The organism is Paenibacillus sp. NPDC055715 (assembly GCF_053617595.1).
The window spans coordinates 39,156-53,309 of sequence record NZ_JBSHGA010000014.1 but is presented as its reverse complement, the minus strand read 5'-3'; the positions used below and the strand labels follow the sequence as shown (position 1 = coordinate 53,309).

Here is a 14,154-nt window from a genome sequence, read left to right as displayed (position 1 = left end):
TCCTCTGACTCCTGTCAGGCGCACGGAAACTCCATATTGCAAACCGTTTCTAGGTTCAAGTATATGCGCCAAAATAGAAGGCATGCCATCTTTTATAGCTGTTGATGCAGCTTTTGAAAATCATCCGGCCAAGCATCTTCCACAGTAATCGTTTCACCACTCAGCGGATGACGGAAGGTAAGACGCTCTCCGTGCAGCGCCTGCCTGCCAAAATCAGCAGCCCGTCCCCCGTATAATACATCCCCCAGTAACGGATAGCCCGCATGACTAAGATGAACGCGAATCTGGTGCGTTCGGCCTGTTTCCAGTGTTAAATATACGAGGCTAACCGCCTTTTGACCGCTCCCCCACACTTCACCAAGTTCCACATGGGTAACCGCACTCTGACCGGTCGGAGAAACACGGCGACGTTGCTTGTGATGCCTGTCCTTACCAATCGGCCAATCCAGCCTCCGCAGTGATGAAGGGACTTCACCCCGTACCAAAGCTACATACCGGCGACCGATATCCTTGGCCCGCATTTGCTCGTCCAGCTTCAGCAACGCGAATTCATTTTTGGCATATAGCACCGGGCCTGTCGTATCTGTATCCAGACGATGCACATGCCGTACTGCCGCATGGATGCCATTCATTTCATAATACGATGCGACCGCATGATCCAATGTCAATGGACCCTCTTTTACAGCTCCGTCCGGATGTACCGACATACCCGCCGGTTTGTGTACGACCAGGCAAAAATCATCCTCATACAGCACCTTCAAATCGTACCAGCGAGGGGTCACGCCAAGGTCCGTAACGGGAAAAAGGGCCAGCCGCAGCCGATCCCCCGCAAGTTCAACCTGCTTTTCGTGTCGTAGTCTGCGCCACAGCTTGTCCGGTAGCTCCAAACGGTTCAGCAACCAGTGATCTACAGCATCGGTGCGATGTTCACCCTCTGTGATTTCCCGTCCCGGTGTGACTTCCAGCCACGGCCCCCGTCTTTTCCAGCCGCCTTGCCAGCTCATAAACGTTTGAGCGCGCGATAGTTCGCTTCAATGGTAGCATCAATATCTTCCACCGTATGCACACCCGATACAAACATGCCTTCAAATTGGGATGGCGCCACACTAACTCCCTCGTTCACCAATTCGGTAAAGTAACGACGGAAATGGTCCTGATTACTTGTTTTGGCGGTATCAAAATTGACGACCTTCTCTTCCGTGAAAAATGGACAAACCATGGAACCTACACGGTTGATCGTGACAGGTATGCCCAGCTCACGTGCATTACGTTCGAATCCGGCCTGAAGCCGTGCTGCCCGTTCTTCCAGTCGATCATATACTTCTGGAGTCAGCAATTTAAGCGTCGAATAGCCTGCTGCCATAGCCAGCGGATTTCCGCTAAGCGTACCCGCCTGATAGATCGGACCGGAAGGTGCAATCTGTTCCAGAATATCACGACGCCCGCCATAAGCACCTACAGGCAGTCCACCGCCAATGATTTTACCCAGGCATGTGAGATCCGGGATTACACCAAAGCGACCTTGAGCTGAATGAAGTCCTACCCGGAATCCAGTCATCACTTCATCAAAAATCAGCAAGCTTTCATATTGCCGGGTTACTTCGCGCAGTCCTTCCAAAAATCCGGGTTGTGGCGGTACGACTCCCATATTTCCGGCTACCGGCTCGACAATAATTGCAGCAATTTCCTCGCCAAATTTTTCAAAAGCCAGCTTCACCGCAGCCAAATCATTGTAAGGAACGGTGAGCGTATGGCTAGCTACAACCTTAGGTACACCGGGACTGTCGGGCAAACCCAGTGTTGCCACACCAGAGCCTGCTTTAATCAGCAAGCTGTCCGCGTGACCGTGATAAGAGCCTTCAAATTTAAGGATTTTGCTGCGGCTCGTAAATCCGCGTGCAAGTCGAATCGCGCTCATCGTTGCCTCGGTTCCCGAGCTGACCATGCGAACGATATCCATGGAAGGAACACGCTCACAAACGAGCTTCGCCATTTCGGTTTCCGCCAACGTTGGCGCTCCGAAGCTGGTTCCTTTGATAACAGCAGCCTGTAGAGCCTTAACGACCTCAGAATGCGCGTGTCCCATAATAAGCGGTCCCCATGAACATACATAGTCAATATAGGATTGACCGTCGATATCATATACTCTTGATCCTTCTCCACGGTCGATGTAAACGGGCGTAATACCGACAGATTTAAAAGCCCGTACCGGACTGTTTACGCCACCCGGAATATATTGCTTTGCTTCATCAAAGGCTGCTTTGGAGCGCGCATCTTCGCGCACTGTTCGTTGTTCGTTGATCATTCTGATCACTCCTGTCTTGTGAAAATGGACTTATTGCTTCAACCATCTTGCTGCATCCTTAGCGGAATAGGTAATAATCATGTCCGCACCCGCACGCTTCATGCTTGTCAGAATCTCCAGTACCATTGCTTTTTCATCAATCCAGCCTTGGAGGGCTGCCGCCTTGACCATCGCGTATTCACCGCTGACGTTGTAAGCCACCAAAGGCAAATCAAACTGGTCTTTAATTGTACGCATCACGTCCAAATAGGAAAGGGATGGCTTCACCATCAGCATGTCCGCACCTTCCAGCACGTCGGATTCTGCTTCTCGCAATGCTTCACGTGCATTCGCAGGGTCCATCTGATAGGATTTGCGGTTACCGAATTGCGGTGCAGAATCCGCCGCTTCCCGGAAAGGACCATAAAAAGCAGACGCATATTTGACGGAATACGACATTATCGGAATATGCGAAAAGCCTTCCTCATCCAGCCCTTGTCGAATCGCCTGCACAAAACCGTCCATCATATTGGATGGCGCGATAATATCAGCGCCTGCTCTGGCTTGAGAAACAGCTGTACGTACCAGCACCTCCAGCGATTCGTCATTCAGCACTTCGCCACATACCTCACCATCATGCTCATGCATGTGGACCATGCCGCAATGCCCATGATCCGTAAACTCACACAAACAAGTGTCAGCCACAACCAGCAGATCGGGATAACGCGACTTGATCAGACGTGTAGCTTCTTGAACAATACCATCGTCCACAAAAGCCGAAGTGCCCAAGCTATCCTTCGTCTCCGGAATGCCAAACAGGAGCACGGCAGGAATGCCAAGCTCACTAATTTCTTTCAGTTCTTCCTCCAGTTGATCCAGAGAAAATCGGTACACACCCGGCATGGAGCTGATTTCTCGTTTCACTCCTGTACCGAATGTTACATAGATCGGCTGGATAAAATCAGCCGGACTCAATACCGTCTCACGCACCATACTGCGGATGGCAGCGGATTGACGCAAACGGCGATGTCTGGTAAAAGGAACACTCATGATTGCAAACCTCCAGTTTTTATACTTTCATTTGGTAAAATAATATTATGATGTCATAGCATTCGATTGTTTCCAGTCACATAGCGATTGGATCAGGCTTTCAATGGTTGCTTTTTCGGCCATGAAGCTGACGGTCAGGCCCGCTCGGGTCGCTGTTTCTCCGGTGAGAGGGCCAATCACAGCAATCGTCACTCCTTCCAGCAGCGACAGCGGATCTTCGACTCCCATCTGCTTGAGTGCTTCCAGAAAAAAGGTTACTGTTGAGGAACTGGTAAAAGTAATCGCATGGATGGCACGTTCCTCAAGCAGCTTGAGCAGCTCATCATCCTGCGCGTTTGCCGCCAGCACGGTTTGATACAAATCGGCCTCGGTCACCTCAAGTCCAAGCTCTCTCAGCTTCTCCGGCAGCCAGGACCGAGCGAGATCGCCTCTGGGCAGAAATACGTTCTGCCCTGCCTGCAAATCCTGCTCAAACGCTTCGAGCAAGCCCTCTGCCTGAAAAGGACCTTCGATCTGCTCCGCTTCAATTCCGTGCGTCCGAAGCGCTGTTGCTGTAGCTGGTCCGACTGCGGCAATACGCGCTTTGAACAACGAACGCACATCCTTGCCTTGTTCCTTCAGATGAGTAAAAAAGTATTCCACTCCGTTGACACTGGTAAAAAACACCCAGTCGTATTCGGGTAGTCGCGCAAACGCCTCTTTAATTTGCCGTTGTGTCGGCTCATCCGAAGGGACAACCGTCTGGATGACAGGAAATTCATAAGGCTCTCCACCAAGCTCCTCAATCCGATGAACCAGACTGCTGGCCTGGGCACGCGCACGTGTAACTAAAATCCGCTTGCCGAACAAAGGCATATCCTCAGCCCATTTTAACTGTTCACGCTGATTAACCACTTCTCCGACGACGATAACGGCGGGAGGCTGAAAATTCGCGGCTTTCACCTTGGCCTCAATATCTGCCAGCGTACCCACCAGTGTATCCTGCTCCGCCCGGGTTCCCCAACGGATCAAAGCAACGGGGGTGCCAGGCGGCTTGCCGTGCTTCATCAGTTGCTCACTAATATAGCCGATCTTCGCCACACCCATCATAAAGATCAGTGTACCCGTTGCGTTCGTTACTTTATCCCAATGAATACTCTTATCGAGCTTGTCCGGACTTTCATGACCCGTAATGATAGACAGCGATGAGGCCATATCCCGGTGTGTGACCGGAATGCCCGCATAGGCAGGTACACTGATCGCTGATGTGATGCCGGGTACGATCTCATAGGAAATACGGTGTTTGCGCAGCAGTCCGGCTTCTTCGCCGACCCGCCCAAAAATGGTGGGGTCCCCGCCCTTGAGCCGGACGACCGTTTTTCCTTCTAGAGCCAAATCCACCAGCAGCTGATTGATTTCCTCTTGCTTCATGGTGTGACGATCCGGCAGCTTGCCGACATATATTTTCTGAGCACCTGGCTTCATCAACCCCAAAAGGCGAGGGCTTGCCAGTCTATCATAGACAATAACATCACCCAGTCGAATACATTCCCAGCCCTTGACCGTAATCAGTCTTGCGTCTCCAGGTCCTGCGCCTACTAAATAAACCTTTCCCGCCATTCCATCATCCCCTTACCTGTGCCAGAATCTGTTCCGCTCCTTTGGCGATCAAGCTGGTCGCCACCGCTTCTCCCAGTTTTTGCGGATCATTTCCCTGAAGCGTTTCCTTCAAAATAACCTCGCCATCCGGCGAGCCTACCATACCCGTGAGGCGGATCTCCTGGTCAGCCCAGACTGCGTGGGCGCCGATTGGCACCTGACATCCCCCATTGAGCACGCCAAGAAAGGTTCGTTCTGCCGCAACTGTAGCCGAGGTATCCTCGTCGTTGTACAGGCGCAGCAATGCCAGCAGCTCTTCATCGTCTGCACGGCACTCAATACCAAGCGCTCCTTGTCCGACTGCTGGCAAGCAGGCTTCCTCCGGTATATAGGACGTGATTCGGTCTTTCCAGCCCATCCGGTTCAAACCTGCCGCAGCCAAAATAATGGCGTCAAATCCTTCAGTCTCCAGCTTTTTCAGGCGGGAATCAATATTACCGCGCACAGGCTCCAATTGAAGATCAGGTCGTAATGACTTGATCTGGCTGGCTCTGCGCAGGCTGCTCGTACCCACCTTCGCCCCTTGCGGCAGGTCCTCCAAGCTCTTGGATCCCAGGGTAACGAGACAATCCCGTGGGTCCTCCCGACGCGGCACCGCACCGTTTACCAGCCCTTCAGGCAATTCTGACGGCATATCCTTCATACTATGTACTGCCATATCAATTTCACCAGCCAGCATGGCCTGTTCAATTTCTTTGACAAACAGCCCTTTGCCACCTACCTTGGACAAGGTTACATCCAAAATCCGGTCGCCCTTGGTCAATATTTTTTTTACGACAAACTGCATATCTAGCCCATGCTCCGCGCACAGCACGTTCAAATCCTCTATGACATGCCCGGTCTGAGTTAGCGCAAGTGCGCTCTGTCTGCTACCTACCACAATTGTTCGCATACTATTCCTCCTGATTTTGCGCAATCCATATGTCCATCTCTTCTTGCGTCCATGCAGCAAATTCCTGACGTCGTATTTGCTCCAAAATTCCGCTGCTCGCCAAACGTCTCAGCAGTTTCGCCCTTTGCTGCGGGGAAGATACGATATGTTTAATCGCTTGCCGCATATCGTACATGAAATCCAGATACGGCTCGTATTCCCTACCAAACAGCGTATCCAAAGCCGATGTAATTTCGGACGTAACAGCCGGACCTGCACCTGCGGTGGATATGCTGATCGTTAGTCTACCCCGCCGGATGATGCCCGGCGTTATAAAGTCCGCCTCTTCCGAACGATCCGCCACATTTACCAGTATACCCCTTTGCCCGGCCTCATGCGCAACCGCATTGTTCACTTCTCTCCGGTCGGTCGTCGCATATACAAGAAAGGCTCCCTGGAGGTCACCCTCGCGGTATACGCGATTTACCCAGTGGAGCTGCTTATGATCGGCCAGAGCCTGTAAATCCGGCGTTATATTCGGACTGATGACGGTAATGAACGCCCCGCTTTCCATCAGTCCCTTTACCTTGCGTTCCGCTATCCTTCCGCCGCCAACAATACAACAGATCTTATTTTTACAATTCAGCGAAATCGGCACAAAATGCTGCAAACGGCCACTCACTCTCCCGTCCACTGATGAAATACAGACCAGGAATTCAGCAAAAAGTTTAGAATCAATAGCGTGTAGCCCACTAATGCCCACTTCGCCATTACGAGGCCCGACTTCTGATTGAATTTTTTGCTCACTAAAAATACAATATACACGCACAGGGCTAGCGCTGTCATCCATACTTTCGTATCCAGTAGCAGACGCCAGCGTTCTTCAGCAATAATAGAAATGACGGCAACTATAATGGAGACCCCAAGCAAAGGAGTACCAATCAACAGCGCCATATGGGTATACCGATCCATCATTTCCAGACTGGGCAGACGCCGGATTGTATCATTCCATTTCTTGACTTTCAATTTACGATGCAAAAAAAGATAGAGCCCCGAAAATACAGCCGCTACCGTCATGGCTACAAAGCCAAGATTAGCCAAAGCGATATGGATGAGAAGTAGCCCATGCACCGTATGCCAATTTCCAAGCGGATTGTCGGTGGGGTCCATCCATATATTATTAAGCACAAGAACCGCAAAGCTAATAATGTTAAGCAGCAATACTGCAAATTCCGACCGCTGATAGCGTGAGAGAATTAAAGAAATCAGGACCAAAATAAATGAAAACAGAAATAAAAAATCATAGGTTACGAAAATAGGAAGATGTCCCTCGTTCCAGGTTCTTATCCCCATATATACAAGCTGGAGCAGAAGAACGACAGCAAGAAGCCCTGTACCTGTCCGTTTGGCACTCGCATTACGGCGAATGCCATCCGAGAATACAAACAGAAGGCTCAGGGCAAAAACGTAAATCATCGAATCATATATAAGCGTGCTTAAAGCCACGTTCACTCACCCGCCTTTACAGGCCAGCCGGCGCAAACGACGCTGGCGAGGCTTGGGCCTGGCCAGATTTTTCATGAATACTGGCCTTCGGTAATATTAGCGCGGATGCATCGCTTTTATCTACTTGCTGAGCGGCGTCCTCCAAACGATCCTCCAGAGCAAAAATGTGGCTAAACAGTTCAAGCGCCTCATTCCCCTGCTTTTGGACAGCCAGTTCCTTCACCGAATTAATCGGATCATGCATCATCTGGTTCAGCATGCTCTTCGTCAAGCGGCTAATCACTTTGCGTTGTCGTTCATCCAACTCGGGAAGCTTGTTGAACAAGCTTTCCAGCGTATCTTGATGCACGGACTCTGCTTTTTCCTGTAAAGCACGAATCACTGGACGCACTCCCATCGTTTTTAACCATTGATAGAACTCGCCAAGTTCTCCTTCGATCATATGCTCAATTTTAGCAGCCTCAGTACGGCGCATTTCCAAATTGCTCTCCACGATGCCTTCCAGATCATCAATATCGTAGAGAAAAACATTCTGCAATTCACCAATACCTGGGTCCAAATCTCGTGGAACCGCAATATCAATCATAAATAAAGGACGGGACCGACGACGTTTCATATTGGCTTCAACCCGCTCGCGATCCAGAATATATCCTTGTGCACCTGTCGAGCTAATGACAATGTCCACATCCGCCAACCGATTCATACCTTCCTCCATCGTGACCGGCGTTCCATGAAACTTGGAAGCCAAATCTTCTGCTCTGGATAAAGTCCGATTCGCCACAATGACCTCGGCTGCTCCACCGCTGTACAAATGCTTAACGGTAAGCTCGCTCATTTTACCCGCGCCGAGAATCAGCACTTTTTTATCGGTAAACATCCCAAAAATTCGTTTGCCCAGTTCAACTGCTGCATAGCTGACGGATACGGCGCTTTCTCCAATGGACGTCTCTGAATGGGCACGCTTGCCCAATGTGACAGCCTGCTTAAACAACATATTAAACCACGTTGCCGTAATTTTCTGGGATTGAGCCTGAAGAAAAGCGTTCTTCACCTGTCCCAAAATTTGTGTTTCTCCGATTACCATAGAATCCAAACCACAAGTCACACGGAACAAATGCCGGATGGCCTGCTCGTCCTCATATATATATAGATGCTGTGTGAATTGATCGCGAGGAATGCCGAACCATTGCTCCATAAAACTGCGTATAAAATAACCGCACATGTGAAGGCGGTCCACCACGACATAAATTTCAGTCCGATTGCAGGTTGCGACAATTACGCCCTCCAACACACTTTTGGTGAGTTTGAGTTGTTCCAGCGCTTTTGACAAATCTTGTTCTGCAAATGTAAAACGCTCTCTGACTTCCACAGGCGCCGTACGATAATTCAACCCAACAACGACAATGTGCATTGCAAATTCACCTGCCTAAACTGTAATAAGAATAACCACGGTTATTATAAACTATGTTAATTATATCACAGAAGTCCGAATCTCCTCCGGCTGTTTTATGAATTGTTTATGAAAATTGGATGGCAAACTCAAACATCCAATACGTTCTGTATCGTTTGATATAGTTTGAACCATTTTCAAAACAAATAACCATGGATTAAATCCATGGTTATAGTGTGTGACTCGCAAATGGCTCCATTGAAAACGATTTTATACTCATTCGGCGTACTTGCACTCCGGTGTCTCCACCTGAAGTTCTCCCAAGCCACGAACCAGCTTCTTCGCATATGTCTTTTCCGATAGAGCGCTCTTCATGAACGTCCTTCTTCTTAAATTTCCGGTTGTTCCTCGTCTTCTTCGTTCTCAATATAGCTGGAGATGACTGACCATAGTTCGTCCTTACCCATGCCTTCTTCAGATGAAAAGGGGATAAATAACCCCCCTGGAAGTATTCCGAGTTCCTGCTTTATTACTTTATAATGCTTTTCCCGCCGTGTTTTGGGGATTTTATCTGCCTTCGTGCCTACAACGCATACCGGAAGCCCGTGATGGCGCAGCCAGTCGTGCATCATAATATCATCTTTGGACGGCGGATGGCGCAAATCGACCATCTGAAGCACCAGCTTGAGCGGCTCCCGTTCCAGCAAATACGACTCAATCATTTGCCCCCAGGCTTTGCGAGACGTTTTGGATACCTTTGCGTAGCCGTAACCCGGAAAATCGACGAAATAGAGATCATCATTAATCCGGTAATAATTAAGCTGCTGGGTTTTCCCCGGTGTAGAACTGGTGCGCGCCAAGTTTTTACGACTAATCAACCGATTAATCAGTGACGACTTCCCGACATTGGAACGCCCCGCCAGAGCAATCTCCGGCAAAGCGTCCACAGGGAACTGGTCGGGGCCAACCGCGCTAATAATAAATTCTGCTTTTGTTACTTTCATTGTGTCCTTAATTCCTCTCTAATGTACCCTTGCCTGCTCAACCAAAGCGTGCTCTAGCACCTGATCCATATGGGCAACGGGAACAAATTCAACATCCTGCCTAATACTGTCGGGAATATCCTTTAGATCCCGTTCATTATCCTTGGGAAGCAGAATTTTTTTATAGCCTGCCCGGTGGGCTGCCAGCGACTTCTCTTTTAATCCACCAATCGGCAGCACGCGGCCGCGCAGGGTAATTTCACCCGTCATAGCCACATCCTTGGATACATGACGGTTGGTCAGAGCTGAAATCAACGCTGTAGCAATGGTAATCCCCGCCGAGGGCCCATCCTTTGGAATTGCTCCCTCCGGAATGTGGATATGAATATCGTTTTTCTCATAAAAGTCCGTATCAATGCCCAGCTCAACCGCTTTGGAGCGAGTGTAGCTAAATGCGGCCTGCGCGGATTCCTTCATAACGTCTCCCAGTTTACCGGTAAGAATCAGCTTACCGCTGCCGGGTACGACTGTCACTTCAATCATCAGCGTTTCACCGCCGACCTCTGTCCACGCCAAGCCTGTAACCGTACCAATCTGGTCTTCCAACTCCGCTACACCGTAACGGAATTTGGCGACGCCTAAATAATCTTTCAGATTGTCCGGTGTAATTTGAATTGGGCCTTCTCTGCCGGATACCACTGACTTCGCAGCCTTGCGGCATAGAGAAGCCATTTGCTGTTCGAGATTCCGCACGCCGGATTCACGGGTATATTCACGGATAACACACAACAGCGTATCCTCCCCGATGACCAGCTGTTCCTCTTTCAAACCATGCTCTCTCTTCTGCTTGGGCAGTAGATAACGATTGGCGATTTCGAGCTTTTCCAGCTCGGTGTAACCCGGAATGTACAGTGTCTCCATCCGGTCCATCAGTGGACGCGGAATATTGTGCGCGGCATTGGCTGTCGTCACGAACATCACATTGGACAAATCGAAGGGCAGCTCGACAAAATGGTCACTGAACGTATTGTTCTGTTCAGGATCAAGCACCTCCAGCAGCGCCGCCGAAGGGTCGCCTCGAAAGTCAGAAGCCATTTTATCAATCTCATCCAGCAAAAAGACCGGATTAGACATTCCTGCCGTCTTCATCCCCTGAATGATCCGCCCTGGCATTGCGCCTACATAAGTCCGGCGATGGCCACGAATTTCCGCTTCATCCCTCACACCTCCCAGGGAGATGCGAACAAATTCCCGACCCATGGACTTGGCGATGGAACGAGCCAGCGAGGTCTTGCCGACCCCCGGTGGCCCTACGAGACACAGAATCGGCCCCTTAATGGTCTTCACCAGCTTGCGTACAGCCAGATACTCCAGCACCCGCTCCTTTGGCTTATCCAGTCCATAGTGGTCATTATTCAGTACCTCTTCAGCCTTGACGATGTCCAGGTCATCATCCGTAAACTTGTTCCATGGCAGACTTAACAGCCAATCGACGTAATTACGGATCACCCCGCTCTCGGCAGAGCTTGCAGGCATTTTCTCCAGACGGTCGATTTCCTTCTCGACCTTCTCCTTCACAGAAGCGGGCAGCTCCAGTTCACTTAGCTGATTGCGCAGTTCTTCTACTTCTCCCGCGCGACCTTCCTTCTCGCCAAGCTCCTTCTGGATCGCCTTCATTTGCTCACGCAGGTAATATTCCTTCTGCGTTTTCTCCATCTGTTTCTTCACACGCTGGTTAATTTTACGTTCCAGCTCCAGTACCTCACGCTCGTTATTCAAAATATCCAGAAGCTTCTCCAGACGTTGAGTTACGTCGATCGTCTCCAGTATATCCTGCTTCTCCTTGATTTTGAGCGTTAGATGGCTTGTAATCACGTCAGCCAGCCGTCCGGGCTCCTCAATGTCGGATACCGCAGCAAGAGTTTCGGGAGTTACCTTTTTGGACAAGTTGATATAATGCTCGAACTGGGTCAAAACAGTGCGCATGAGCGCATCCGTCTCGGGATGCACGTTTTCTGCCTCATGCAGTTCCTTCGCCAGTACCTCATAATATTCTTCATTGTCCGTATATTGAATAATCTCGGCACGTTCCAGCCCTTCCACCAGCACCCGAATCGTTCCATTGGGAAGCTTGAGCATCTGGCGCACTTTGGCTACCGTGCCGACTCGAAAAATATCCTCTTGTGCGGGTTCTTCAATATTCACTTCTGATTGAGAACACAGGAGAATCAAATTATCTTCAACCATCGCTTTTTCCAAAGCCTTGACCGATTTTTCCCGGCCCACATCGAGATGCAGAACCATGCTCGGGTAGACCAGAAGTCCTCTTAAAGGCAGCAAAGGAAAACGACGACCTTTTGCCTTGTTGGGTCCCATCGCTTTCGCACCTCCAGTGATTCTCAGGTTCCGGATTTTACAATCCTTCACGTTGTTATCTTTCGTATTTTATCAAATGTTTTATGAAAAAACCAATGAAAGGGTAGTTCATTAGCAAGATCCTGTGTCCGATATCGTCCCATTATGCGTCCCATCGGCCTGTAACAAGGAAGATGGGGATGGGCGAAAAGTCTCAATTGGCGTGTGCACAGGTAATTCTGACGTCAATTCTTCTCCAAATACGTGCCGGAATACTTCTGTAACCGACTGCACCGGAATGACTTTCAAGCCTTCAATACTGTAAAAAAGAGACTGCCAGTTGTCCTGCGGGATGATCACCTTTTTAGCTCCTGCCTGAAAAGCAGCCTCAACCTTGGCTAATACGCCGCCAATCGGTTTGACACGCCCGTGGATGCTAACCTCCCCGGTCATCGCAATTTCGTGATCCACCGGAATTCCCCGCATTGCGGAAGCAACAGCCGTTGCCATCGCAATGCCTGCCGACGGGCCATCTACTGGTGTTCCTCCGGGGAAATTAATATGTAAATCGTAATTCGACGGGGACAATCCGAGCGTACGTAAAACGGTCAGTACATTTTCCACAGAGCCTTTAGCCATACTTTTACGCCGCAGCGTACGGGAGCCGCCGCCAATTTCTTCCTCATCGACCACACCTGTAATGTTATAGGTTCCCTTTCCCGCAGGAACCGGAACTGCTGTAACCTCAATTTCCAGCAGCATGCCCATATTCGGGCCATATACGGCCAAACCGTTAACAAATCCAATTTGCGGCAGACCCGGTATTTTCCGGTCAGGACGCGGCTGAATTTGGCTGCTGCCTGCTACCCACTCCACATCCGAGGCATTCAGACGTTCCCGTTTCTCCGTAAGTGCTAATCCAGCAGCAAGCTGAATCATATTGACGGCCTCCCGGCCATTTGTAGCGTAGCGCTGTACAACTTCAACCGCCTCCGGACAAGGACCGAAGCCTAGCTTGTGGACGGCATCCTCAGCAATACGAGCAATTTCCTGCGGCTGGAGAGCACGGAAGTAAATTTCCATGCACCGGGAACGAATGGCAGGCGGCAGCTCATACGGCGAACGGGTCGTCGCACCTACCAAACGGAAATCAGCAGGCAAACCATTTTGGAAAATATCATGGATATAAGCAGGAGTATTCGAATCCTCCGAGTTATAGTACGCGCTCTCCAGAAATACTTTTCGGTCCTCCAATACTTTCAACAGCTTATTCATCTGTGTGGGATGCAGCTCGCCAATTTCATCAATGAACAACATACCGCCATGCGCCTTCGTTACCGCTCCGGGCTTGGGCTGCGGAATACCCGCCACTCCCATCGCTCCAGCACCTTGATAAATCGGATCATGCACCGAACCAATCAACGGGTCTGCAATACCCCGCTCGTCAAAACGGGCAGTCGTCGCATCAATCTCCGTAAATTTGGCGTCTCCCTTGAACGGGGAGGACAGGTTTTTCTTAGCCTCTTCTAGAACCACGCGCGCAGCAGCCGTCTTGCCCACTCCTGGCGGGCCATAAATAATAACATGCTGGGGATTCGCACTGCATAACGCTGCCTTGAGCGCACGCAGTCCGTCCTTCTGACCGACAATATCCTGTAATGTGGCGGGACGAGTGCGTTCAGCCAACGGTTTGGTTAATGAAATGGAACGCAGTTTGCGCAGCTTATCCAGCTCCTTGCGGGATTCCCGGTCCACTGCGCTGCGGTTCGTCTTCTGGCTCCGCAAAAGGTTCCAAAAATACAGACCGATGACAATCCCAAAAAACATTTGTACCAACAACAAAATCATAGTAAAGTCCATCGTATTTCCTCCGTTTCTCATCTCAGCATTTTGAAAGATGCAGCTAAAATGCCGTCTATGAAAAACAGTATTTCCTTTTCCCCAATAGCTAAACGGCAGTCTTCCAAAAGATCAGAGAGAAAATAAAAAACACCGCAAAGAACAGTTCTGTAGCAGAGCTGCCCTCCACGGCGTTTAAATGATGGCCATAAAATATGATTATGCCTCTTTATGAGAA

11 protein-coding genes and 1 pseudogene are annotated in these 14,154 nt (G+C 50.0%); all 12 read right to left on the bottom strand.

The features are described 5' to 3' along the window. Nucleotides 1-92 precede the first annotated feature (92 nt). The 12 genes and pseudogenes from ACWGOO_RS19045 to lonB all read right to left on the bottom strand — a co-directional run bounded on the left by ACWGOO_RS19045 (nt 93) and on the right by lonB (nt 13,937). Nucleotides 93-1,004, bottom strand: a complete 912-nt coding sequence (locus ACWGOO_RS19045; protein ID WP_452485974.1) for an RluA family pseudouridine synthase — start codon at nt 1,002-1,004, stop codon at nt 93-95. Beyond that, nucleotides 1,001-2,305 carry a glutamate-1-semialdehyde 2,1-aminomutase gene (gene hemL, locus ACWGOO_RS19040; RefSeq protein WP_452485972.1) on the bottom strand — a complete coding sequence of 435 codons (1,305 nt, stop codon included), beginning with the start codon at nt 2,303-2,305 and terminating at the stop codon, nt 1,001-1,003. The genes ACWGOO_RS19045 and hemL overlap by 4 nt, the downstream gene beginning before the upstream one ends. A 30-nt stretch (nt 2,306-2,335) precedes the next feature. Further along, nucleotides 2,336-3,334, bottom strand: a complete 999-nt coding sequence (gene hemB / locus ACWGOO_RS19035; RefSeq protein WP_452485970.1) for a porphobilinogen synthase — start codon at nt 3,332-3,334, stop codon at nt 2,336-2,338. A 45-nt stretch (nt 3,335-3,379) separates the two neighbouring features. Next, nucleotides 3,380-4,933, bottom strand: a complete 1,554-nt coding sequence (gene cobA / locus ACWGOO_RS19030) for a uroporphyrinogen-III C-methyltransferase (protein WP_452485968.1) — start codon at nt 4,931-4,933, stop codon at nt 3,380-3,382. Nucleotides 4,934-4,937: 4 nt separating this feature from the next. Next, complete coding sequence (gene hemC, locus ACWGOO_RS19025; RefSeq protein ID WP_452485966.1) at nt 4,938-5,864, bottom strand: hydroxymethylbilane synthase; 927 nt, start codon at nt 5,862-5,864, stop codon at nt 4,938-4,940. A gap of 1 nt (nt 5,865) precedes the next feature. Then, nucleotides 5,866-6,513: a precorrin-2 dehydrogenase/sirohydrochlorin ferrochelatase family protein gene (locus ACWGOO_RS19020; protein ID WP_452486022.1), complete on the bottom strand. Its 648-nt coding sequence runs from the start codon at nt 6,511-6,513 to the stop codon at nt 5,866-5,868. An 8-nt stretch (nt 6,514-6,521) separates the two neighbouring features. Then, complete coding sequence (gene ccsA, locus ACWGOO_RS19015) at nt 6,522-7,349, bottom strand: cytochrome c biogenesis protein CcsA (protein WP_452486020.1); 828 nt, start codon at nt 7,347-7,349, stop codon at nt 6,522-6,524. 16 nt (nt 7,350-7,365) lie between these two features. Further along, a complete protein-coding gene (gene hemA / locus ACWGOO_RS19010) occupies nt 7,366-8,760 on the bottom strand; it encodes a glutamyl-tRNA reductase (protein WP_452485964.1) in 1,395 nt (464 codons plus the stop codon). 255 nt (nt 8,761-9,015) lie between these two features. Further along, nucleotides 9,016-9,096: pseudogene (locus ACWGOO_RS19005) on the bottom strand (adenosylmethionine decarboxylase); the annotation flags it as partial. Between the two features lie 32 nt (nt 9,097-9,128). Then, complete coding sequence (yihA, locus tag ACWGOO_RS19000; protein ID WP_452485962.1) at nt 9,129-9,743, bottom strand: ribosome biogenesis GTP-binding protein YihA/YsxC; 615 nt, start codon at nt 9,741-9,743, stop codon at nt 9,129-9,131. Nucleotides 9,744-9,761: 18 nt separating this feature from the next. Next, nucleotides 9,762-12,098, bottom strand: a complete 2,337-nt coding sequence (lon, locus tag ACWGOO_RS18995) for an endopeptidase La (RefSeq protein ID WP_452485960.1) — start codon at nt 12,096-12,098, stop codon at nt 9,762-9,764. A 111-nt stretch (nt 12,099-12,209) separates the two neighbouring features. Then, nucleotides 12,210-13,937 (bottom strand): ATP-dependent protease LonB, encoded by a 1,728-nt coding sequence (gene lonB, locus ACWGOO_RS18990; protein ID WP_452485958.1) that lies wholly within the window; start codon nt 13,935-13,937, stop codon nt 12,210-12,212. Nucleotides 13,938-14,154 lie beyond the last annotated feature (217 nt).

Coding starts and splice junctions, on each gene's coding strand:
- ACWGOO_RS19045 (WP_452485974.1), bottom strand. CDS start 1,004: ATGAGCTGGCAAGGCGGCTGGAAAAGACGGGGGCCGTGGCTGGAAGTC.
- hemL (WP_452485972.1), bottom strand. CDS start 2,305: ATGATCAACGAACAACGAACAGTGCGCGAAGATGCGCGCTCCAAAGCA.
- hemB (WP_452485970.1), bottom strand. CDS start 3,334: ATGAGTGTTCCTTTTACCAGACATCGCCGTTTGCGTCAATCCGCTGCC.
- cobA (WP_452485968.1), bottom strand. CDS start 4,933: ATGGCGGGAAAGGTTTATTTAGTAGGCGCAGGACCTGGAGACGCAAGA.
- hemC (WP_452485966.1), bottom strand. CDS start 5,864: ATGCGAACAATTGTGGTAGGTAGCAGACAGAGCGCACTTGCGCTAACT.
- hemA (WP_452485964.1), bottom strand. CDS start 8,760: ATGCACATTGTCGTTGTTGGGTTGAATTATCGTACGGCGCCTGTGGAA.
- yihA (WP_452485962.1), bottom strand. CDS start 9,743: ATGAAAGTAACAAAAGCAGAATTTATTATTAGCGCGGTTGGCCCCGAC.
- lon (WP_452485960.1), bottom strand. CDS start 12,098: ATGGGACCCAACAAGGCAAAAGGTCGTCGTTTTCCTTTGCTGCCTTTA.
- lonB (WP_452485958.1), bottom strand. CDS start 13,937: ATGGACTTTACTATGATTTTGTTGTTGGTACAAATGTTTTTTGGGATT.